At 46.0% G+C, this 21,967-nt stretch carries 18 protein-coding genes; 5 read left to right on the top strand and 13 right to left on the bottom strand.

Annotated elements, in window-relative coordinates:
- Positions 1–45: 45 nt before the first annotated feature.
- Both MMB75_RS20655 and MMB75_RS20650 read right to left on the bottom strand, forming a co-directional pair.
- Positions 46–1,542, bottom strand: coding sequence for a sensor histidine kinase (locus tag MMB75_RS20655; RefSeq protein WP_019685883.1), 1,497 nt, complete (start codon positions 1,540–1,542; stop codon positions 46–48).
- Positions 1,539–2,225 (bottom strand): response regulator transcription factor, encoded by a 687-nt coding sequence (locus MMB75_RS20650; RefSeq protein ID WP_016820237.1) that lies wholly within the window; start codon positions 2,223–2,225, stop codon positions 1,539–1,541. The genes MMB75_RS20655 and MMB75_RS20650 overlap by 4 nt, the downstream gene beginning before the upstream one ends.
- Positions 2,226–2,514: 289 nt before the next feature.
- Here MMB75_RS20650 and MMB75_RS20645 point away from each other — a divergent pair, with 289 nt between their 5' ends.
- From MMB75_RS20645 to MMB75_RS20625, 5 genes are all read left to right on the top strand, one after another.
- Complete coding sequence (locus MMB75_RS20645; protein WP_019685882.1) at positions 2,515–4,857, top strand: glycosyltransferase family 39 protein; 2,343 nt, start codon at positions 2,515–2,517, stop codon at positions 4,855–4,857.
- A gap of 17 nt (positions 4,858–4,874) precedes the next feature.
- Positions 4,875–5,966: a glycosyltransferase family 2 protein gene (locus MMB75_RS20640; protein WP_016820235.1), complete on the top strand. Its 1,092-nt coding sequence runs from the start codon at positions 4,875–4,877 to the stop codon at positions 5,964–5,966.
- Positions 5,967–5,969: 3 nt separating this feature from the next.
- The gene (locus tag MMB75_RS20635; RefSeq protein WP_019685881.1) at positions 5,970–6,371 is read left to right on the top strand and encodes a GtrA family protein; all 402 of its coding nucleotides are present in this window, start codon (positions 5,970–5,972) and stop codon (positions 6,369–6,371) included.
- A gap of 17 nt (positions 6,372–6,388) precedes the next feature.
- Positions 6,389–7,270, top strand: coding sequence for a UTP--glucose-1-phosphate uridylyltransferase GalU (galU, locus tag MMB75_RS20630; RefSeq protein ID WP_017425700.1), 882 nt, complete (start codon positions 6,389–6,391; stop codon positions 7,268–7,270).
- A gap of 141 nt (positions 7,271–7,411) precedes the next feature.
- Positions 7,412–8,239 carry a class I SAM-dependent methyltransferase gene (locus MMB75_RS20625; protein ID WP_016820232.1) on the top strand — a complete coding sequence of 276 codons (828 nt, stop codon included), beginning with the start codon at positions 7,412–7,414 and terminating at the stop codon, positions 8,237–8,239.
- A 167-nt stretch (positions 8,240–8,406) separates the two neighbouring features.
- Here MMB75_RS20625 and MMB75_RS20620 read toward each other — a convergent pair whose 3' ends face one another.
- The 11 genes from MMB75_RS20620 to MMB75_RS20570 all read right to left on the bottom strand — a co-directional run bounded on the left by MMB75_RS20620 (position 8,407) and on the right by MMB75_RS20570 (position 21,932).
- Complete coding sequence (locus tag MMB75_RS20620; RefSeq protein ID WP_045244966.1) at positions 8,407–9,153, bottom strand: glycerophosphodiester phosphodiesterase; 747 nt, start codon at positions 9,151–9,153, stop codon at positions 8,407–8,409.
- 90 nt (positions 9,154–9,243) lie between these two features.
- Entirely contained in the window at positions 9,244–10,305 is a 1,062-nt protein-coding gene (locus tag MMB75_RS20615; RefSeq protein WP_045244965.1) for a hypothetical protein, read from the bottom strand.
- 23 nt (positions 10,306–10,328) lie between these two features.
- On the bottom strand, positions 10,329–12,224 hold the full coding sequence (locus tag MMB75_RS20610; protein WP_019685878.1) for an HSP90 family protein: 1,896 nt from the start codon (positions 12,222–12,224) through the stop codon (positions 10,329–10,331).
- Positions 12,225–12,637: 413 nt separating this feature from the next.
- Positions 12,638–14,152, bottom strand: a complete 1,515-nt coding sequence (gene arfA, locus MMB75_RS20605) for an arabinosylfuranosidase ArfA (RefSeq protein WP_031462658.1) — start codon at positions 14,150–14,152, stop codon at positions 12,638–12,640.
- A gap of 182 nt (positions 14,153–14,334) precedes the next feature.
- Complete coding sequence (locus MMB75_RS20600) at positions 14,335–15,918, bottom strand: S8 family serine peptidase (protein WP_257126573.1); 1,584 nt, start codon at positions 15,916–15,918, stop codon at positions 14,335–14,337.
- Positions 15,919–16,064: 146 nt separating this feature from the next.
- Positions 16,065–16,847: a muscle M-line assembly protein unc-89 Uncoordinated protein 89 gene (locus tag MMB75_RS20595; RefSeq protein WP_117290289.1), complete on the bottom strand. Its 783-nt coding sequence runs from the start codon at positions 16,845–16,847 to the stop codon at positions 16,065–16,067.
- Between the two features lie 97 nt (positions 16,848–16,944).
- The gene (locus tag MMB75_RS20590) at positions 16,945–17,220 is read right to left on the bottom strand and encodes a peptide maturation system acyl carrier-related protein (protein ID WP_257126572.1); all 276 of its coding nucleotides are present in this window, start codon (positions 17,218–17,220) and stop codon (positions 16,945–16,947) included.
- A gap of 13 nt (positions 17,221–17,233) precedes the next feature.
- The gene (locus MMB75_RS20585) at positions 17,234–18,358 is read right to left on the bottom strand and encodes a TIGR04066 family peptide maturation system protein (RefSeq protein ID WP_019685873.1); all 1,125 of its coding nucleotides are present in this window, start codon (positions 18,356–18,358) and stop codon (positions 17,234–17,236) included.
- A gap of 11 nt (positions 18,359–18,369) precedes the next feature.
- Complete coding sequence (ccpM, locus tag MMB75_RS20580) at positions 18,370–19,824, bottom strand: Cys-rich peptide radical SAM maturase CcpM (protein ID WP_257126571.1); 1,455 nt, start codon at positions 19,822–19,824, stop codon at positions 18,370–18,372.
- A gap of 73 nt (positions 19,825–19,897) precedes the next feature.
- The gene (locus MMB75_RS20575; protein WP_080561119.1) at positions 19,898–20,083 is read right to left on the bottom strand and encodes a CLI_3235 family bacteriocin precursor; all 186 of its coding nucleotides are present in this window, start codon (positions 20,081–20,083) and stop codon (positions 19,898–19,900) included.
- Between the two features lie 106 nt (positions 20,084–20,189).
- Positions 20,190–21,932 carry an ABC transporter ATP-binding protein gene (locus tag MMB75_RS20570; protein WP_019685871.1) on the bottom strand — a complete coding sequence of 581 codons (1,743 nt, stop codon included), beginning with the start codon at positions 21,930–21,932 and terminating at the stop codon, positions 20,190–20,192.
- Positions 21,933–21,967 lie beyond the last annotated feature (35 nt).

The following is a 21,967-nucleotide window of genomic DNA, read 5'->3' as shown; positions in this document are numbered from 1 at the left end:
CGCGGTTTGGGGGGCTATTCTTATGTTAGACCATAATCTGCGATACTATACTGTTCCTGCTAAAGGCAACGTTACTTTAAATATACTCCCCGTTCCAAGTGTGCTTTCAGCTGTAATGCTCCCACCGTGAGCTTCCACGATCGATTGTGTAATAGCCAGACCAAGGCCCGCTCCGCCTGAGCTGCGTGTACGCGATTCATCTCCACGATAAAATCGCTCAAATATCCGCTCCAGCTGTTCCTTCTCCATGCCGGGTCCATTATCACGAATTTGAATATCTGCCAGTTTCTTACCAGCCGATAGGTTGACATGGATCACGCCCTTCTCCATATCGGTATGTTGAACAGCATTGTGAAACAGGTTAAGCACGACTTGTTTGATCTTATCGCCTTCTGCCAATACCCGTACACCTGCTGTCATATCAAAAACTACCTTACGTGTGCCTGCCAGCATAAGGAGCTGCGGTTTCATTTCCAGCAGCAATGCATCTAGTGATATGTCTTCCAGCTTCAACTCCGGTGTTCGATCCAGCTTAGCCAACAATAGCAAATCAGAGACAAGCTTATTCATCCGCTTGGATTCACCATACATACTCTCTAGTGCTGATTGGAGCTGCTTTGGATTGGAGGCTGCTCCACGAAGCAGCACTTCCAAGAAACCGTGAATGGATGTGAGCGGGGTACGCAGTTCATGGGAGGCATCCGCAATAAATCGTCGCATTTGCATCTGCAATTCCCGCTCGGCAGCAAAAGAATGCTCCAACCGCTCCAGCATTCCATTAAATGAAACTGCCAAGCGATCTACCTCATACTGACCCTGCTCTGCGTCAAAGCGCTCGTCCAAATTGCCCGCATCAATACGTTTGACTGCCTCGACCATTCTGGAAAGAGGAACCAATGTGCGGCGAAGCACAGGAAGCATAAGTGCTAAACCAATCGCAAGTGCAATCAGGGACAATAAAATAAAGGTGCGGAGTTGATTGATCAACTGCGCCTGCATAGAATTCGTGGATACGCCCATTTGAAGTAACCCTGACGAACGGTCTGGTGGTCCGAGTGGGCGAAACACAACCAGCTGTTCTTTTCCCTGAGCATCCGTAATTAATTGATAGCCGTGACGCATGCGCTTGCTCTGCTGCATTGCTCGATACTGCTGAGTGGTGAGGCGCGGCGGTTTAAGTCCATTTTCATTGGACAAGCTCTGGAAGGTGCCGTCTATACCTATAGAAGCAAGCGACATATCCGGCCAAAACAGAAATGGTCCCGGTCGATTACTTCTCCGATTGGTCTCATCTTGAGGAACAGTGACCCCAGCCCCGCTCTTTTCCTGCGAATCCTTAATCAATAAGTCGGCAGGTATTGAATTCAGCTGTGTATCCATAGCTTCCGCCCGACTGCGATACAAAAAATCTTTCATTAAAAAGTATTGGAGAAAACCGATCAATACGAGCAATAAAGCCAAAATGAGTAAGGTTCTGGCCAAAAGCTGGGACCGGAGAGAACGAAGCGCATATTTTCTCCGACTTTTCCCTCCCGCCTTCATAACAAATCCACTCGGTACCCAACACCACGCAGCGTCCGAATGACCCGATGCTCCTTATCTTTGAGTTTTTCACGCAAGGAGCGAATATACACTTCCACAATATTATCCTCGCCCCCAAAATCATACCCCCAGACTCGGTCCAAAATACGACTTTTACTCAGCACAATTCCGTGGTTCAACACCAGAAACTTCAATAGTTCGTATTCGGTAGGCGATAACTCCAGCACCTGGTTCTGATAGCGAATCTCCTTCCGTCGGTCATCCACTTGAAAGGGTCCGTGAACCACTTCCCCCAACAGGTCTGGGAACTGATTTCGCAAACGCGCTTCGATGCGAGCCAGCAGTTCATTAAAACTGAAGGGCTTTACGATATAATCATCCGCGCCGAGCTTGAGCCCTTTTACCCGATCGTCCACATCATCCTTGGCTGTCAGCATAATAACTGCGATGTTATCCTCTGTCTCCTTAAGACTTTGGCATACCTCAAAACCGTTCATTTCAGGCATCATAACATCCAGCACCGCTACATGCGGACGAAACTCTCTAGCCAGATCGAGCGCTGCACTCCCGTTCTCGGCGGTTCTGACTTCATACCCTTCATTAATCAGTCCAAGCTCTAAAAATTGCAAAATATGAGGCTCATCGTCCGCCAGCATAATCTTAACTCCGTGTATTGGATTCATCATTAATCTTCCCTTTCATATTGGCGCATTTTTCTCACATTAAAAGTCGGTTCATTTCTTACCTGTATCTAATATACCTGAATCCTGCCGTAAAAAAAGCACCTCATCTCAGCTTTCAGCTAACGTTCAGGGAGCGCTCAGAACTCATTAAGGTACGTATGGCATGATAATAGCAAGCCGGTAGTTCACCGGGCCAAGATCGGAAGCGACTGGTCATTCCGCAGTCCTGAAGATAGCGGCTAGAACAACGGAATAAAAACAAAGAATTTTCACAGGGAGTGGAATGAACATGATTAAGAAATGGTTCAAGACCAGGGCGGACATCCCCCTGATCATCATTATGCTGATATCCGCATTTTTGAACGGATACAACATCTGGCAAGACAAATACGTAAACACCTACTACACGACGGCAGTAGCAAGCATGCTGCAGAGCTTTCATAATTTCTTTTTCGCCTCACTTGATTCTGCAGGATCGGTAACGGTAGACAAACCGCCAGTGGTGTTCTGGATTCAGACGTTGAGCACCTATATATTCGGGCTTCACGGATGGAGCGTAATCTTGCCGCAGGCGCTGGCTCAGGTCGGATCGGTCTTGCTCGTTTACTTACTCGTTAAACCGAGCTTTGGTACACTGGCCGCACGCTTGGCTGCCTTCGCCATGGCAACAACACCGATAGCCGTAGCGGTTAGCCGCACGAATAACATTGACGCTATGTTGGTCTTCACATTATTGCTCGCAACCTGGCTGTTGTTCAGAGGCCTTAAAAATAGCAAAACCGGGTTGATCCTGGCTGCTTTTGCAGTCGTCGGCATCGCCTTTAACGAAAAAATGTTGCAAGCCTATATGATCGTTCCGGCGTTGGGCCTGTTCTATCTGCTGGCTTCCAAGTTTAACTGGAAACGTAAAGCAATTACGTTGGCAGGCTCGGCAGTAGTCCTCTTGATTGTATCGCTCTCTTGGGCAGTCATAGTGGACTCCACTCCAGCCGATGAACGTCCTTATATGGGGAGTAGCGGCACCAACTCTGTACTGAATTTGGCCTTCGGTTATAACGGCCTGTCCCGCCTGACAGGAGATCAGGGAACAGGTGGAAATCGTGGTGGTCAACGCTCAGAGCAGAACAACAACGCTGCAACCAATAGCAACAATACGAACACGGATCAGATCCAGACAACTCCATCATCCGACAGCACTACCACTACAGATGATTCTGGTGCCAACAACATGACAGCAGGCGGACCTGGTGCAGGTGGTCAAATGCCACCGGGCGGATTCGGTGGGAACGGACAAGGCGCTCCTGGTGGAGACGGACAGGGTGGTCCTGGTGGTGGCCCGGGTGGAAATTCCGGTGGCGGCATGTTCGGTACTGGTGAAAAGGGGCCTTTGCGGTTGTTCCAATCTTCCCTATCAGGCCAAGCCAGCTGGCTACTTCCGTTCGTAATCATTGCTTCTATCGGCTTGCTTGCCGGTATTCGACGCCGTAATATCACACAGAAATATAAAGAGGTTATCTTCTGGCTCGCCTGGTTGATTCCCGTAGCTGCATTTTTCAGCGTAGCAGGTTTCTTCCATCATTATTACCTGATTATGCTTGCACCACCGATTGCAGCGCTCTTTGGAGCAGGGTTCGTAGAATTGTGGCAGCAGTATCGTGAGCGTTCCAACTGGCTCTCCTGGCTATTACCCGTGGCAGTATTGGCAACATCGGTATTTAGCTGGTTCATTCTGCAAAATTACAACGACACCATCGGTAGCGGCTGGTCCATCGCGGTATTGATCGTAGGGATCATCGGCACAGCACTTCTGGTAGTAGCACGAATGAAATCCGAGAAGTTCACAAGATATGCCATTATTGCAAGTGTACTCGCTATGTTTATCGGTCCTGTGTACTGGGCATTGACACCAATCGTCTACGGGGGGAACAGCATGATTCCACAAGCTGGACCGACTCAATTTGGCGGCGGTGGTGGAATGCCAGGCCGCAATGATGGCAACAGAGGTTCAGGCTTCAATGGACAACAAGCTGAAGGAATTCAAGCGAATAACCAGACCAATAATGCAGACAATCCCAGCTCTGACGGAAATACTTCAAACACACAAACAAGTACTACCACGGAACAGAGATCTTCTACCCGCTCCAGAGGAATGGGAGGACCGAATGGCAGTCAAAGTTTAGATCAAAAAACGTTGAGCTACTTGCAAAAAAACAACACAGGGGAAACCTATCTTTTCGCAGCAAGTAATTATTCAACAGCCGCTCCTTACCTGATCGAAGCCGGACAAAAGGTAATTATTATGAACGGTTTTGTGTCTTCCGATCCGGTCTATACCGTCGATAAAATCAAGGCGCTGGTTGAAAGTGGGCAAGTGAAATACTTTATGATTTCTGGTGGCGGCGGTGGACCGGATGGCGGCAACTCCGAAGTCACTGCATGGATCAAGGAACACGGCAAAGTAATCCCTACAGATGAATGGAAAACAACAACAGGGGAAACAAGTACAGCAGCGAAAGCAACCGACAGCGGAAACGACACCACAAACAGCAATGCGAGCGCTCAGAATGGCCAAGGTGGACCTGGCGGAGACGAGCGTGGCGGAAGCGGTACTTTATACGAAATCACATTATAAATGAGGAGGAACTACGAATGAGTGAACCCATCCGTTATTCCATAGTTATTCCAATGTACAACGAGGAAGCCGTTATTACGGAAACCTATCGGAGGCTGAAACAAGTCATGGGCTCAATGGGAGAGCCCTACGAGCTAATCTTCGTCAATGATGGAAGTTCGGACCGCAGCGTCCAGCTTATTAAGGAATTCAGTCTCAGAGATGATACGATTGTATTGATTGATTTCTCTCGCAACTTTGGTCATCAGCTAGCTATTACCGCCGGGATGGATTATGCGGTGGGAGAGGCGGTCGTCGTCATTGACGCCGACCTCCAGGACCCGCCGGAACTGATCGTTGAGATGGCTAACAAGTGGAAGGAAGGCTATGAAGTCGTCTACGCCAAACGGCTCAAACGCAATGGCGAAACTCGCTTCAAGAAATGGTCTGCCAGCCTCTTCTACCGCGTTCTTAAAGCATCAACGGATATTAATATCCCGGTTGACACCGGGGACTTCCGCCTAATGGATCGCAAGGTCATAGATGAATTGAAACGACTGCCGGAAAATAACCGATTCGTACGCGGCCTGGTCAGTTGGATCGGTTTTAAACAAACCGCTGTTGAATATGAGCGCGATGAGCGGCTCGCAGGCGAAACCAAGTATCCGCTAAAACGCATGATCAAGCTCAGTCTCGACGGGATCACATCCTTTTCGATTAAGCCGCTCAAGCTGGCAGGGTATATCGGCGCACTTCTATCCATGTCCGGCTTCCTGTATCTGATGTATGTATTGTTTCTTAACCTTTTCACCGATTCCTATGTGATGAAAGGCTGGTCATCCATGATTAGCATCAGCCTGATCTTCGACGGGGTGATTCTGATTATCCTCGGTATTATGGGTGAATATATTGGACGGATTTATGACGAAACCAAAGCGCGTCCACTCTACATTGTCCGTGAGCGTCTGGGTGGACAATACGATAACGGTCCGACGCATGCTATGAAGGTTCCTGAACAACGCGACTCCCTGTACATGCAAGGAGCCCGTGACAGTCTGATTTCGGGTGCACGTACAGTACGCGGCAACAGCGCGGTATATACTGAACCCAAATCCGGCCATGGAGCCTAACCCATGAAAAGTCACATGGCCCAGCTGCTTCCTATGATCCGATTTGGCATCGTAGGTCTGGTGAATACGGGTGTAGATTATATCATTTTCATGCTGCTGGCTTGGACTGGAGTGCCGGTCGTGGTGGCGCAGATCATTTCGTACAGCTGCGGCACAGCCAACAGTTATATTTTGAACAGCAAATGGACATTCAGCAAACAACAAGCAAACAACACAAGCAAAGGTCAGTTACTCAGATTTATCGTCATCAACCTCATCGTATTGGGGATAACCTCCTTATTACTCCAAGTGCTTCACACTAAAACCGAGCTGCCGCTTGCTTTAGGCAAGCTGATCGCCACTGCAGCCGGAATGATCATCAATTATATCGGGAGCCGATACTGGGTGTTCGGTTCCCCATCCTGAAAGGAAAGTGAGTCCCTATGAGAAAAATTACAAAAGCCGTTATTCCTGCCGCCGGTTTAGGTACCCGTTTCTTGCCAGCTACGAAAGCTTTGCCAAAAGAAATGCTTCCCATCGTAGACAAACCAGCGATTCAATATATCGTAGAAGAAGCCATCAAATCCGGAATTGAGAGCATCATTATCGTTACGGGGCGTAATAAAAAAGCCATCGAAGACCATTTTGACAAGTCCGTAGAGCTGGAGCAAGTACTGGAGAGCAAGGGTAAATATGATCTCCTGCGTGAAGTACAAAGCATCGGGGGCAAAGCAGTCATTCATTATATCCGTCAAAAAGAACCCCTAGGGTTGGGGCACGCGGTACGCTGCGCCCGTCAGTTCATTGGCGATGAGCCCTTCGCCGTGTTACTGGGCGATGATATTATGAATTCCTCCACTCCGGCGATTCGTCAAATGATGGATGTATACGAAGCCACTGGCAAGCAAGTGGTCGGCGTGCGTACAGTGGAAGAACAGGATGTAAGTAAATACGGCATTATTGACTCTATCCGCCAGAATGGTCTTATTCATGAAGTCGGCGGGCTTGTTGAAAAACCCGCTCCAGCAGATGCTCCTTCGCGACAGGCCGTCATTGGTCGCTATGTATTGGAGCCTTCTATTTTCTCCATATTAGAGAACATGTCGACTGGAGCGGGCGGTGAATACCAATTGACAGATGCTCTGCATCAAGTAGCATTGCAGAACCAACTGCTCGCATTGGAGCTGGAGGGCACACGCTATGATATTGGTGATAAAGCCGGCTATCTGGAAGCGGTGCTCCACATGGGCATGCAGCGCGAAGATTTACGTCCAATGCTTGACTCTATGATGCGTGAGTGGGCGCTTGCTTCAATGATAAAATAGGAGACTTTCCTCCACCGAAATCCGATGATGTTGTGAAAACACAAAAGTAGCTGGTTAAGCACATAAACTTGTACAATGTAAGAGTACAGAACATCGGAATTTGTTCGGTCGCCCGGCCGAAGCTAAGGAGGAAAAGACCCTATGATTCCTGAGGGAAATCTGCAAAGTAATGTGGATCGTTTCAATGGCTTTGCCGACAACTACGATCAGCACCGTCCAGAAGCGCCATCACTCGTGGTGGAAATCATCAGCCGCTATCTGGATCGGAACGTAGAGCTAGTTGCCGATATTGGCTGCGGTACCGGACTTTCAACTTTCATATGGAAAGACAGCGCTCAGCGAATCGTCGGCATCGAGCCTAACCCGGACATGAGAGGAATAGCGCAGCGCAAGCTGGAGAGAGCAGGAACGACAATGGCAGGAGCTATTTCCTTCGAGAGCGGGTTCTCCAACAACCTGCCCTTTGAGGACAGCACTGTAGACGTCATTACCTGCTCTCAATCCTTTCACTGGATGGACCCCGAGAGCACGCTTCAGGAAGCAGGCAGGGTCTTGGCTCAAGGCGGTGTGTTTGCGGCCTTTGACTGTGACTGGCCTCCAGTGCTGCAATGGCAGATAGAGCAAGCTTATACAGAGCTTATCACCAAAGCAGATGCCACTTTGGAACAGGAAGCGCCAGTAGAGCAACGAGCTCATAAATGGAGTAAAGATCAGCATCTAGCTAATCTGCACCGCAGCGGACAATTTCGCTATACTCGGGAGATTGTCTTCCACAATCGTGAGCAATGTGACGCTGCTCGTTATACTGGGCTCGCTCTTAGCCAAGGGGGGATTCAGAGTCTTTTCAAACTTGGCAATCGAACACTTGATGACGATATAGCTCGCTTCGTGAAGCTGGTAGAGAATCATTTTGAAGGCAGAACACTGGATATCCTGTTCAGCTATCGTATGAGACTTGGCATCAAATAGAACGGGATCAAAATTGTCGTGATCATATTCTCTTCGGCTCAAGCAAAAAAAGACTCTCCTTGTCTCGTGAAAGCGAGTACGTAGGAGAGTCTTTTTTCATTCAATACATTTCTACTACTATTTCCGTACAATCTCTAGTAGTAGTGTAGTTTTGCTGCGCCTTCCTCTTAAGAAGAGTGGACAGCTAGAATGTGCGCCAATCGATCTGGGTAGTCTGTAATGATGCCGTTCACTCCAGCCTCCAGCAGACGTTCCATTTCTTCCGGCTCATTCACCGTCCATGGGTGGTAGACGACACCTAATGCCAAGGCCTCAGACACAGCTTCTGGTGTAACCACTTGCTTATAGGCATGAAGTGCTGTAACCCCGAATTGGGTTGCATATTCCGATGGGCGAACCATAATTTCAATATATAGCGCTCCCGTCTTGATCTCAGGGGCTATCTGCGCACAGAGCGCGAGCGATTCGTGATTGAAGCTGGATAAGATCACCCGCTCTTCCAATCCGAAACGCTTCACAGCGGCAATAACCTCTTCCTCCATCCCTGGATAGAGATGAACGCTATTTTTCAATTCCAGATTAATAATGGTATCCGAGGACTGGGCCAGTTCCAATAACTCATCCAGCATCGGTACCCGCTCGCCTCGGAATTTCTCATCAAACCAACTGCCTGCGTCCAGTTTATTTAATTCTTCCAGCGTGATATCTCTTACATCTAGTGGACAGCCTGTCGTGCGCTCCAGCGACTCATCGTGAATTAGCACCAAATGCCCATCTTGGGTACGCTGCACATCCGTTTCAATACCCGTTGCTCCCAGTTCTAACGCATGGCGGAAAGCCACCATCGTATTTTCAGGACATACCCCTGAAGCTCCGCGATGTGCAAAATTAATCACCTTCTGGGTCATAGTCACGATCTAATCCCTCCTGTCATTTCAAACAAGAACATTGTACTCGTTCATTGTTTGGGCTGTATAAAATATTCATCCCAGATGCCTGTTCTTCTACGCTGGTTGAACAATCTTCCCGATCCAATCCGAATAAAATGTATTCCCATTCCGTCGATCAAATTCGGCTGCTGCTGACTCTGCCAGAGGTTTAAAATATGCGATGATCTCTTCTAATGTACGTTCCTGTTTGCCCCATTCAAAAGACGCAGGCATCCGAATCAAACGAAGTTTGCTCGAAGTATCCAGCTTTTGCAGCAACCCCACCATCGCTGCGTAAAAATACATTTGCTCCAATCCGCTCTCATAGTCCAGTGCGATGTGCAAATGACGTTCCACCACTCCGATGCCTTCAATCGGATTTGCAACTGTCAAATACTCAATATGCTCTGCGATCGTTTTCAGGAAGTCTCGGTCATCACGAACCAGGCGATAGCCTTTGCGATACTGCTCCTTCGCCTGATCAACCTCGCCTTGACGATACAGCGGCAATAGCACCTGCGAGAGCGTCACATGCGGTACTTCTGCACATCTCATCCGTCCCGATAAAATCGGTTTTGCCACGGCAAGCGCCTGCTCGTCTTCTCCGGTCAAGTAATAGAACCGCACCATCTGGCTCTGCTCACAGGCTTCACAATCGCTCATACTGTCTGGCTCAATCACGCGGAACATATCCAGATACCGCCGTGCTTCATCCAGTTCCCCCATGTCCATCGCGATGCGGAACTTATAATAGTAATATGGACGCTCATTATACCCGTATTCGGCATAACGTCTGCGCATATCCTCCACCAAATCTTCGATTTGAGTCTTCGATATATTGGAAAAGCTGCACACCTTCCCGAGTATCCATTTGTAGTTCCACAACAGCTCAACGGGGTCGTACTCCTCTGGATTTTGGTCAAATTGACCCAGCTGCCATGAAAAAGCAATCAGTGATTTCAATGGATATCCGTTAAAAATAGCACAGTCTACAATCTCTCCCCGAATTTCATAAGCGAGCTCCTTCAAACCTGAAGTATCCGCCAAGCGAACAGCCTCTTCCAGAATCGCCAGCTTCGCCGCCCCTCCGGGCATATCCTGCGCCTGCTCCATCAATTCATATATCGTCTCTTCCATTTGAATCCTCCTTTATTACGCAATTACGTATTCTGTCCGTTCCCTAATCCCCAATTGATAAAATGCAGCACACTCCGGTTCATCAGCTCCAGCTCACTGCGGTTCATCGGATAGTGACCCATCATAAGTGCATTCACATACATCATTTCTGTGGCAGCCGTAATCATCTGTGTATCAGTAGCTTCAAAAATTCGCGCCACTACCGGGTTGTTGAAATTAAAATACAAGGTCGAGTAGCCCGCGTTCTGCTGGACTCCCGCTTTTAGACTATCTAGCACATTGGAAAAAAGTGAAGTTGTCTCTTCAACTGTGTGTTCCATGGAGCGCAAGGTTAGTGCATCCTGTGAAATGGTGTAAAGCACAGGCAAGCTCGCAGGCTCAAAACGCTTCAACTCAGCACGGCAACGCATTGGCTGCAATGCAGCATCCATCACACGCAGCACACCGTAATACTTTGTGTGCTCTTCCTGCGTCAGTCCGGTAAATGATAAAGATACATCCTCAGGGCTGAGTCGCTCTGTTTGCAGGGTAGCGTCGATCCAGTGCAGCTTATCCAAAATTTCTGCATCATAGATATATCCGCCATTGATCACCAGCATCGATTGCGCTGCCGCCACATGCGTAATCTGGCGATACTCATCCACGGTCGCCGTGTAATGGAGCGGACGTCCGCCCGCCTCTCGGATCAGTTCACTCAGCTCGCGCCGCCCAAATGTACTTTCGAAGGAAAACCAGCGATGCATAATCCGCAGAAACTCATCATCCTCAACCGCGAGCGCCTTCATGGACAGCTCATGCAAACGAATCCAGTGCTGCAAGCGGTCTGGCTCATATTCCGCCATGCGTAGCAGTTCTTCGCGAATACAGGTCCCCAATTCAGAACGAACCGCATCAAGCTGCTCATTTTCATAAAAATATTCACGTGATGCCGTTGGTTGCAATTCATCTGTCCAAATCAGGCTTTTAATGAAAAATGCCCATTCTGGCAATACATTTTCCGCTTTGTCAGACACGAGCATATGCTTCAGGTACACCCGATGCTGCCGCTTGCTGTTCAGATTAACACTGCGAGGCAAAATGAATGCAATCCCGCCTGTTCTACCCGATGCTGTCCGTAGCGGTATAAAATCACTGAAGCGCTCACCCATCAGACGATAGCCTAAATCCAGCACCTCACCGCGGCGGCTTCGTAATTGTTCCGGGTCTTGCATCCAGCTTGTCGATGGAAGATTGACCTGCTTGGTCTCCCCGTCTACAGACAGCAGGACAGGATAGGGAAGCAAGGCTCCATAATAAAATAAAGAATCTTTCACCTGAGCTGGCTCATAATAAAACTCGCTCCCTGGCTTGCAGCGCAAATAAATTTGCGTCCCTGTAGGCAGCTCAGTCTCTAATCGACGAATTGTATATGTCCCATCCGGCTTCCCTTTCCATTCCATAGAGACGCCTTCCTTCACCGAACGGGTCAGTACTACAATCTCATCACTCACCATAAAACAAGACAGTAAACCAATCCCAAAACGCCCGATAAATGAAGTCTCCGAGGTCAGCAAGTCAGCTCCCTTCTTGGAAGACTGCCCGATGATCGACAGAAACCGGTGAATGTCTTCTTCAGACAATCCAATCCCATTATCCTGAATCATCAATACCTGCTGGTCCCCGGCACCGGATAGCTCCACGATGACTTTGCCTTCATAGTCGTTACTCTCGAAAGCTGTATCTCCAAGAGTATTGTCTTCTTTCATTGGTTTACTTTCAGCAGCAGCCTTCCCCAGCTCCTTGCGAGCTGTGATCGCATCTGTTGCATTTTGCAGTATTTCACGTATAAACACTCGTGGACTGCTATATAAATGATTGGCCAAAATATCAATCATGCCGCCCAAATTCACTTGAAAACGATATTCGTCCGTTTGACTCATAGAGATCATTCCTTTCTCGAAATGCTACAGCCATCTTTTTTTAAAATAGCTATCTTTTAAAGTATAACGTGGATTCAAGTCGGATTACACACCCTCGTTTCAGATATCAATTCATTGACAACGGTATAACAGGGTCTTTTTTCACCCGGGAATGTCGGACCTGGGTCTAATTAACTTCACAAAAATGAATGAAGCACGAACACTTAGTGAATAAGGATCATCTTTGCCTAGTTAAATTTAGGAATAAACATAATATTTATTAAAATTATCCCTTCCTTTCGGGCACTAGATCGATGGAGGGACAAATGACTCATTTTATACAAAAAGCCCGCATTCCTGCTCTTGTAGTAGCCTTACAAGAGAGAATGCGGGCTGATTAGGCATAGCCTAGTGCGTTCCTTTTAGAAAGAGAATTAATGAGACTTAGCAAGACGGATCACGTTCCACGAGGCTTTACCCAAATGGGCTTTTATAATTCCGTCTTCAAGCTTGGCATTGCCACCGTTATGAGGTGTAACCTTTTCACCAGCTGGGCTGTTGGTCGCTTTGAGATCATCATGCTCCAGCACAGTATGCTCGACAATGCGGTAACCCTCAAAACTGCGTACATCTACCGTCAGCTCCAGCGATTCAGACAAGTGACGGTTTACTGCAAAGACCGTCAGCGCATCTCCCTCTTCATCATAAACCACAGCACTATCCAGATAAGGAATATCTGTAAAGTCCTTGGAGTCGTATTTTTCGGAGTCCACTACAGGCATCAGCGATATCCCACGACCATAACGGGAGGCATGCAGATACGGATAGAAGATCGTTTGCTTCCACGCTTTTCCGTTATTTTCGGTCATGATTGGTGCAATAACGTTGACCAGTTGAGCCATACAAGCCATTTTTACACGGTCTGCGTGACGCAGGAACGTAATCAACATGCTGCCGACCAACAATGCATCTTCAAAATTGTAAATATCCTCAAGCTGCGGTGGTGCCACAGACCATGGATCAATTTTTTTGTCCGCATCATTGGAGTGGTACCACACATTCCATTCGTCAAAGCTGAGCATCATTTTTTTCTTGCTGCGTTTCTTCGCTTTGATATAATCACAAGTCGAAATGACTGTACGAATAAAATGATCCATGTCCATAGAACGTGCCAGATAATTAGCCGTATCATTGTCATGGTTGCCGTAGTATTGGTGCAGGGAAATATAGTCAGCTACCTCATACGTATGATCCAGTGTGGTTGCCTCCCATTCCGGGAACGTCGGCATCGTGGAACTGGAACTCCCACAGGATACAAGTTCAATGTCAGGGTCAATCAGCCTCATAGCTTTTGCAGATTCTACAGCCAGACGACCATATTCCTCTGCTGTCTTGTGACCAATCTGCCATGGACCGTCCATCTCATTGCCAAGACACCAGGTTTTAATCTTATGTGGCTGCTCTACACCGTGACTACGACGTAAATCACTCCAATAGGAGCCACCTGGATGGTTACAATATTCCACCAGATTACGTGCCGCATCAATACCACGCGTACCCAGATTCACCGCCATCATTACTTCGGAGCCAACATCCTGGGCCCATTTAAAAAATTCATTCGTCCCTACTTCATTCGGTTCGACCGTTCTCCACGCCAGCTCTAACTGTCTAGGTCTGGATGCGACAGGGCCAACGCCGTCCTCCCAATTGTAACCGGATACAAAATTACCGCCCGGATAGCGTATAATAGGAACATCTAGTTCTTTTACCAGTTCTTTAACATCATTACGGAAACCGCTTTCATCACTAGTTGAATGAGTAGGCTCATAAATACCACCATATACAGCACGCCCGAGGTGCTCTACAAAAGAACCATAAATGCGTTTATCGACTTCAGCAATACGAAAAGACTTGTCTACGATCATCTTTGCTTTTACAGCTGCTGCCACCTAAACCATCCTCTCTGAATACGAAAATAAAATTTGTTGTACCTAAAACTAACAAGCCATTTTATTAACGCTTTCAATATAACACACCATAATTAACATAGTCAATATTATTATTAAATACTTAATATATATATTAATCAAATAATATTAAACGATAAGTATTTGGTTACGTATTTTATATATCAGTTTACCAGTAGCTGCTCTAAACTTGTATAAAAACGACCTATATCTCCCTCGTTTAACTCCGGAAAAACCCATTCTTGCGAATATCGCTGCTCTCTCTGTATAGAGATTTGAATGCTGTCAGCCTCTGCTACAGATATCACAGAAAGCTCAATATCAACCCCTGATACATCTTGCTCTTTGCTCCAATTTGAAATATGCTGAGCCTCTACGCAGAAAATGGCAATATCCGTATACGCACTATAAGCCATTGCCCCGGCAGCGATTATTAATGCCTGTAATCCATGGATTGCAGCTTTAAGAGGCAAATACTCCATATCATGCAGCATAGCGGTAGGCTGGTCTACCACGATCCAGCTTTGATATCCATCTCGGGCAAAGAAATCTCTCAGCACATGCAAAAAATATAGGATATCAAACTCCTTGCTATAATACATGCAAATAAGCGGAATGTGAGAAGCTTCTATCGCAATCGTCTCCTCCTGCTTTATAAAGAAATGATCCTCTTGCTGCCACCAGCGCAAATGGTCAGATAAAAAAGGCGGGGCAGGAGTGTGGCGTTGACTTGTAGAGATATAAACGACATGTTTTCTATAACGCACAGCCAATTGCTCCACTTCCTGCAACTCTTCTGGTTCCATTGTGCCCAGCAAGACAATCGTATCTGTCAGATCCCCACTCCATTTTCCCGTCCTAAAGGCTGAATCCGGCTGCTGCTCCCGGAGGATCGCTTGTTCGATGAATGCAGCTACTTTTGTGCGAGGAATTTGGGCTTCATATGGGGTCTGAAAATAATAAGGTGCTACCGAGCCAACTACGCCCTCCCCCTTAAACACATGTGCACGTCGTATCCAATCTGGATGTTTGTATTGGATTACAGGTAAATCCGTATCCTGTATCGGACGGTAGCTATTCTCATACAGTATATATTTTAGCTTCTCTATAGAAGGAACATGCTTGGACTGCTGCAAAGCTTTACACACCTGGGCCGTAACGAATGGAGTGGCATAGCTATTGCAATTGGAGCAGCGCACAATCCCTCCCGTTGAATCTACCAGTTCATGTCTGGCAAAAGCGGTAAATTCAATACCACTTGAATAAGCTTTTTCAGCATCATATGTATATTGCCCTACCATAAGTATGCCGCTTCGGTCACAGCGTACTCCAATCACATTAGCAAAAGAAGCCGGATAAGTAAGAAGCCCCCCGTTTTGTGCAGCACATACCATAATCAGTCCTGCTCTAGCTGCATCATTTACAGCTTCTCGCAGCATTTCTCGATCCCGATACTTTATGCTTCCCAGGCTCATATTCGCTACCTGTACCCCATGCTTTACACACCAATCCAGTGCGGCACAAAGCTGCACCGCATTTCCTTTTCTATCGTTCATTATTTTCACACTGCTAATCATCGCATCCGGGAAATACGTTTGTACAATAGCAGCACACAGCGTACCGTGATTTAAGCTACGCCCATCTTCTGCGCCCCCATGCGCTATTTCGACGTCGTATAATAAATGAGAGTTCAGGAAGTCAGCATTCACTCCATCGTCAATGATGGCTACATGGATCTTGGCATTCATTGTTTCTCCCCCTCCTCCTTCGGATCGCGAAATGGTTCTCACTGCTCTGTTCCATTTCATTAAGTAAGAGGAGGGTGCCTCTACGAACGTTAGCGTTCGTCTATAAGCACCCTCCTAGTTCGTGTACTATACGCAAAATAACTGGATCAGACTGCAATATTTACGTTCGTACCTGCAGCCTTCTCCTCTTTTTTAGCCGAATCCTGGTAGGCATTGATTTCTTGTTCAGTCCACACTCTGCCGGCCTCTGGACTTACCTCCTTCTCATCCTTTGGCTCATCCCGTTCAGTCATCGTCGGTGCATTATTCGCGGCTTCACTGATGCGCTCATTAATACTCGCAGCGATTCCCATAATTTTTCCGTCAAGCCCTTCTGCCTTCTCACGCAAAGCCGCTGATTTTGCAGGGTTAGTGCTTTCCCAGCCCTTAGCCTCGCTTCCCAATGTGATTTGTGCCATTTTAGCTATTTTGGCATTCTTCAACTCATTGTTTGCAGATACTATACCATGCATGGTATAGGTGATCAGATTCTGTCTCTGTTCCTCAGCAGTCTTGGGTATATATTGTTCCTTTTTACCTTCCTGAGCCTCTTTTTTACTGTCCTTATCCATGCCTAAGGCCTTTTTTTGTTCTTCCAGTGACTGTTTTTGAATGTTCTCATCAATTTGCTGAATCTGCTTATCGATCTCCTCCATTTCAGCCTTTACAGCTTCTGGACCGAGACCACGCTTGAGGGCATTACTTACATAGTCCGAACGCCTCTCCATTAAATTTTGCTTTTGCTCTGTCAATTGTTGAATAATCTTGTTTTGCGGCTTGCCTATACTCTTTCTTTCAGCCTGCGCGGAAAGTGGATGCCGTAGTTCAAGTCGGTTGTTATCTGCGGTGCGGAACGGCGATTGGTGAGATGATGTAAAAGATACATTCATCCTAAAACCTCCAATTCTCTTCTAATAAGTGATTCTAGAGGTATATCGGATTTTTTTGTATGTTTTTGTATGTTTTATCATCATTTTCACAAATCCTTCATTCCTTTTCCACTGCCAAGCAATCCTTTATCGTCTCATACAAGCTGTTATATGTAAGCAACCCCCCTTCCAATATACGCTCCTCCGGAATTTGGATGGCGAATCTTTTTTCCACCTCAAATAATAGATATACCAGATCTCGGGGAAACAACCTCATTTCTGGCCCTAATAAAGTAGCCTCTTTATTGATCTCGCTCGCTTTGATGTTAAAAAGTTCCCCAAATATATTTTCCAGCTTAGCTCGTGTTTCTGTTACATCCTGAGTAAAGTTCATATTCTTCCCTCCATTAGAACTGAGCTACATGATGATCGACCGAAAAATAGTGTAAAATGTCCTCCGTCAGCTTGCCCATATCCTCATCGCTAGACAGATTGAGTATAGGCACGGGATAACTGGAAAACTCTTGTTTTTTCTCTTCCACAAAACGAGGATTAACAGAAGCATATTGCAAATTCACTGAGGAAGAAGAATAGCTATCGAATACATTGTTACTCAAGGCGTATCCCAGCAATGAAGAGGAAAAGCGATTTTCCATGTATTGTTTGACATGCTCCAGGTATTTTAGATTATATTCATCATAATGAAGACAACAGATCAGCCCATCGGGTCTAACTGCACGGGATGCCAAAAATGAGGTTACTCCAAAATAATTCGTGAATGTGTTATTAAAAGGAACAATCCCGCCTGGGATACCTACGAGTATCAAATCCGGCTTTTCACTCTGCTCTATTTTTTTCAAATATCGATTAAACATAATAATCTTTTGCGTCTCGGTCATCCCGCCCTCAAACATAAACTGCGGGAAAGAATGCGCACCTATCAGCTCTCCGCATCCGTTAGATGTCACTTGCGATACCTGATATCCTTGTGCTTCAAGCTTCTGCCGGATGTTAAGCTGCAAATTAAGCTTATGGGTTCGCTCGTTCAGACCTATTACAAACAAAACCGGTGTAAAAAAATCATGTATGGCGGAAGACGGGTCCGGTGGTGAAATATGCTCCGTGCGCACATCAAATGTATTTTTTAAAATCAGCTTGTAGCCATGCTCCTCACCGGGCTGAATGAGTTCCATACATGAGTCTGGCAAAGTGAAATTAAACATAACTTTTTTTCCAAGTTGTCCAGCCTTCTTGATCACTGGGAGATACACCTCAGCTACATCCAGCTTGAAGTTAGATTGTACCAGTAAAATGTCATCACAGCTCTCTAATTCCTGTTCCAAGCAAGACACCGGCTTCACGATAAGGCCTGTTACTTGTCCCTTGTCCACCACACAGGCATCTTTCCCGATCATACCCGACCCTTGAAAAGAAATAAGTACAACTTCCCCATAACTTCCTAATAAGTTCAAGTTTCTAACCAGAGCTATCGTTTCATAATCAAATGGAAAAATGATTAATTTATTCGTCATGGAGACACCCCTCATGCTTTTTCAAAATCAAGGATCGTATCCTCAGAGAAATCATATCCCAGCTCATTCATCATGCAAAAATCAAGTAAGGTATGCCTGATATCATTCTTAACTACAGAGCAGTGACTCAGCTTCTTTTCTTTAGACAAGGTGTGCAGATCATCTGCTACAGCCACACATAGCGTACAAAAACGGAAGTTCCAGCAGTCTTTACATGCATCCTCCGTAACCGTCCCTACATTTAAAATTTGGCTGATTTTATCTATTTCAAAGCCAGTGTCCACCTTTCCAATCTGCACGACCTCCGACTGCTCACTCACCCGTTCGCATGGAAACAAGTTTCCATGTACATCAGCAAACAGGCGTTGAACACCGGGCACACAGGGTCCGCCATGATGTGCTTCTATAGGCATCCCCGCCGAAGGCTTTCTATAATGAAACATTCGGAAATAAATCTGAATATAATAGTCTTTAATCAGTTTGGAGACATGGCTTTCATCTACTCTTCCAAACTTGGAGAGCATCATTTTAAAAACCTCATAACCCCTCTGCTCAATAAATTCATTCCTGTACAAGATTTCATCCTTCACATAAGCATCATTAATGTAGGAAGACCTCACACTGTACAGACTTTCGAACGTTTCATAGTTCGTATAAAAGTCGTTAATGCAACCAAAATCATTGCGAGTATCCAGCACCACATTAAAATTAATCCATTCAAAGAGAGCAGGGTAATTCCTTTTAATTGTGTCTACATTGGCAATGATCGTATCGAACGAGCCCCGCCCGTTAACAGCAAACCGTCTGTTTCTGTCATGATTCTCCTGATCTCCGTCCAGACTGATCGTCAGCACAAAATGATGCTCATCCAAAAAGTCCAAAATCTCTTCATTAAGCAGCGTACCATTGGTCGTTAAGTGAAAACCCACATCTCTGTATGCTACCTGCTCCTTGATATATTCAACACATTGCTTGATCAAAGGGAAATTAATAAGCGGTTCTCCCCCATAAAAACCAAAGTCCAAGCGGTCACTGTCCACTGACCGATCAATGACAAAATCTATACACTTGCGCGCTGTCTCAAAATCCATCATCAGACTGGTATGACCCCGATTCTCATATCCTCCTGAATACACGCAATAAGAGCATCTAAGATTGCAATTTTGAGTGACCTGCAAAGTTAGGGTCTTCAACTGATGCTGAAGCATATGCTCCAAGTGCTTCGTCTTCGGATGCATCATAATCTGTGGACGCTGCGAAGATAAAAATCCGTTATCCAACAAGTCACGGATATACTGCTGCAACTCCGGTGTAGCATCCATCTCATCCAGGTCGAAACTGGAATGCGAATTCAGAAAATGATAAGCCTCCTCTTTAATCCGTAAGATTAAATTGGTATTTACATCATATACATAATGGTGGAGTCTCGTCTGAAACGTGTATATAAAAGGTTGGCACATGTTCATGATTCACACCTACTCTGTTTTGATGTGGACAGAAGAGCCTGCAATTTCCAGGCTCCTCCATACAAATATAAACTTAATAATTACCAATTCCCGTTCCATTATCTCTGCGATAAGAACCGTCACTTTCTCGCGATGTATTGGAGCTTCGAGTCAAACTGCCAGCACAATAACAGGAGCAAGGACAATAACAGGAACAACCACAGCCAAATGCCTCAATCGTGTCGCCTACATTCGTACTTCTTTTCACAAGCTTGCGCATGTAAAACTACTCCTCTCATTTTTTAATATGATTAAAACGGGTGTTCACCCATACTAATTCCTTACATAGTGTTAAATCACACGATGAAAGCGTTTGTTTTTTTTCATCATTTTATGGGGACCTCTTCTTTCTCTGATATCCATCCTCTGTATTCCGTATGACAGGTCATAAAATGTGAATGTGTTCCGATTTGGAGTGGTTTGCCACGTTCCAACAAAATAACTCTATCGACATGCGCTAATATCTCACTGTGATGGGTAACGATCATTACGGTCTTGTCACGCAATCGGGTCTTCAACAATTGTTGGACATTTAGCCTGCCTGCCACATCCAAATGGGAAGTCGCCTCATCGAGAATATACAATGGCGCTTCTCTGACCAATGCCCGGGCCATGGCTATTTTCTGTCTTTGCCCTCCCGACAGCTTGGAGCCATTCGAGCCTATTGGGAAGTCATCTGCGAAGCTGTGAACCAAATCTTTCAGACCAACCTCCGCGATAATTCCCTCTATCGCTTCATTACTGACTTCTGTGCCTAAGAGGATATTTTCAAAAAGAGTAGTATCAAATAAATATAAATGCTGGCTGACCAAGGCTATCTGACTTCGATACTCATCTATTTCATAGCTTTGAACGTCCATGCCGTCATAAGTGATCATCCCCTGATCAGGCTGGCTGAACCTCATCATCAAATCCAAGAGCGTAGACTTTCCTGCCCCGTTTGCTCCTATGATAGCTATCTTTTCCCCCCGGGCAATCCTAAAGTTCACGTCGGATAGGATCGGCTCATCCTTGGTATATGAAAAAGAAACATGATGAAACGAAATGTGGTCCTCAGGAGGCGGCTCAGGGAGAACAGACGCAACAGGGACTGAATTAGATGTCTCTTCCTCTGCCCAATCCAAAAACTGATAGTATCGCACGGCAGAAGGAACAACTTCGGCCAGCATGTAGCCAATGTTTAAAATAGCGAAAATGGGAGTGGTAACATAAGCACTGTAAGTAACAAAGGCAAAAATACCACCTACAGTGAGCTGTAAACGAAAAATAAGATCAGCTCCAACAACATACACAAGCATCATCAGAAGTTGAATTACAATCGATTCTGAAGCGATATTCCAAGCATCCAGAAGAGACAGTTTCCGTTCCGAATCTACAATTCGCCGCTGTTTGGATGAGAATTGCTGATGCTTACCAGGGATAAGACCAAACATCCGCTGCTCCTTCATACCCCCGACAGATTCCCCAAACCACTGGGCAAAATTACTGCTGCCTTCAATCAAATCCCCCACCAGTCTTTTTCTGCGCTTCACAAAATACTTCACTACAACATATTTGATAGGCAAAAAGCACAGCACAATTACAGTCATTTTCCAACTAATAAGCAGCAGACCACATAAACCACCAATCATACTGAACGCCTGCATAATAGTAAAAAACACTCCACTATCTGTGATCCTTGAAACATTACCTACATCTGTACTAATCTGGTTCAACAGTTCAGCTTCGTTGGTTCGTTTAAAATAGCTCATTCGGACTCTTGTCAGATGCAGATACGCCTTTTCAAATAAGGAAAAAGTAACCTGTGCGCTTAAGCCTGCCCGAAAGAATTCTTTACACACATTCAGCAGCTTGTCCAAGCAAACGATGAAGAACGCAGCAGAAGTGTACAGGACTACAGCCCGCATATCTCCTTTCAAGAGACCTTGATCTACAATAGTCTTGCTTGTCAAAGGCAACAATATATTCAAGCCCGCTGATACGATGAGACATGTCACAATGATCACGACTGTCTTCAAATGAGGTTTAAAGGTTGCTGCCAAGTGTTTGTATACTACAGAATCCTTCATCCTTTTCCCCCTTCAGCTGGTGCGCCCTCTCCCCC

This window comes from Paenibacillus sp. P2(2022) (assembly GCF_029522175.1).
GTDB lineage: Bacteria > Bacillota > Bacilli > Paenibacillales > Paenibacillaceae > Paenibacillus > Paenibacillus polymyxa.
The sequence above is the reverse complement of the archived record's forward strand: the minus strand, read 5'-3'. Positions and strand labels throughout refer to the sequence as shown.

Coding starts and splice junctions, on each gene's coding strand:
- MMB75_RS20585 (WP_019685873.1), bottom strand. CDS start 18,358: ATGACGAATAAATTAATCATTTTTCCATTTGATTATGAAACGATAGCT.
- MMB75_RS20595 (WP_117290289.1), bottom strand. CDS start 16,847: ATGAATGTATCTTTTACATCATCTCACCAATCGCCGTTCCGCACCGCA.
- MMB75_RS20640 (WP_016820235.1), top strand. CDS start 4,875: ATGAGTGAACCCATCCGTTATTCCATAGTTATTCCAATGTACAACGAG.
- MMB75_RS20600 (WP_257126573.1), bottom strand. CDS start 15,918: ATGAATGCCAAGATCCATGTAGCCATCATTGACGATGGAGTGAATGCT.
- MMB75_RS20635 (WP_019685881.1), top strand. CDS start 5,970: ATGAAAAGTCACATGGCCCAGCTGCTTCCTATGATCCGATTTGGCATC.
- MMB75_RS20650 (WP_016820237.1), bottom strand. CDS start 2,225: ATGAATCCAATACACGGAGTTAAGATTATGCTGGCGGACGATGAGCCT.
- MMB75_RS20610 (WP_019685878.1), bottom strand. CDS start 12,224: ATGAGTCAAACGGACGAATATCGTTTTCAAGTGAATTTGGGCGGCATG.
- MMB75_RS20645 (WP_019685882.1), top strand. CDS start 2,515: ATGATTAAGAAATGGTTCAAGACCAGGGCGGACATCCCCCTGATCATC.
- MMB75_RS20625 (WP_016820232.1), top strand. CDS start 7,412: ATGATTCCTGAGGGAAATCTGCAAAGTAATGTGGATCGTTTCAATGGC.
- MMB75_RS20590 (WP_257126572.1), bottom strand. CDS start 17,220: ATGAACTTTACTCAGGATGTAACAGAAACACGAGCTAAGCTGGAAAAT.
- MMB75_RS20615 (WP_045244965.1), bottom strand. CDS start 10,305: ATGGAAGAGACGATATATGAATTGATGGAGCAGGCGCAGGATATGCCC.
- MMB75_RS20570 (WP_019685871.1), bottom strand. CDS start 21,932: ATGAAGGATTCTGTAGTATACAAACACTTGGCAGCAACCTTTAAACCT.
- galU (WP_017425700.1), top strand. CDS start 6,389: ATGAGAAAAATTACAAAAGCCGTTATTCCTGCCGCCGGTTTAGGTACC.
- MMB75_RS20655 (WP_019685883.1), bottom strand. CDS start 1,542: ATGAAGGCGGGAGGGAAAAGTCGGAGAAAATATGCGCTTCGTTCTCTC.
- MMB75_RS20575 (WP_080561119.1), bottom strand. CDS start 20,083: ATGCGCAAGCTTGTGAAAAGAAGTACGAATGTAGGCGACACGATTGAG.
- ccpM (WP_257126571.1), bottom strand. CDS start 19,824: ATGAACATGTGCCAACCTTTTATATACACGTTTCAGACGAGACTCCAC.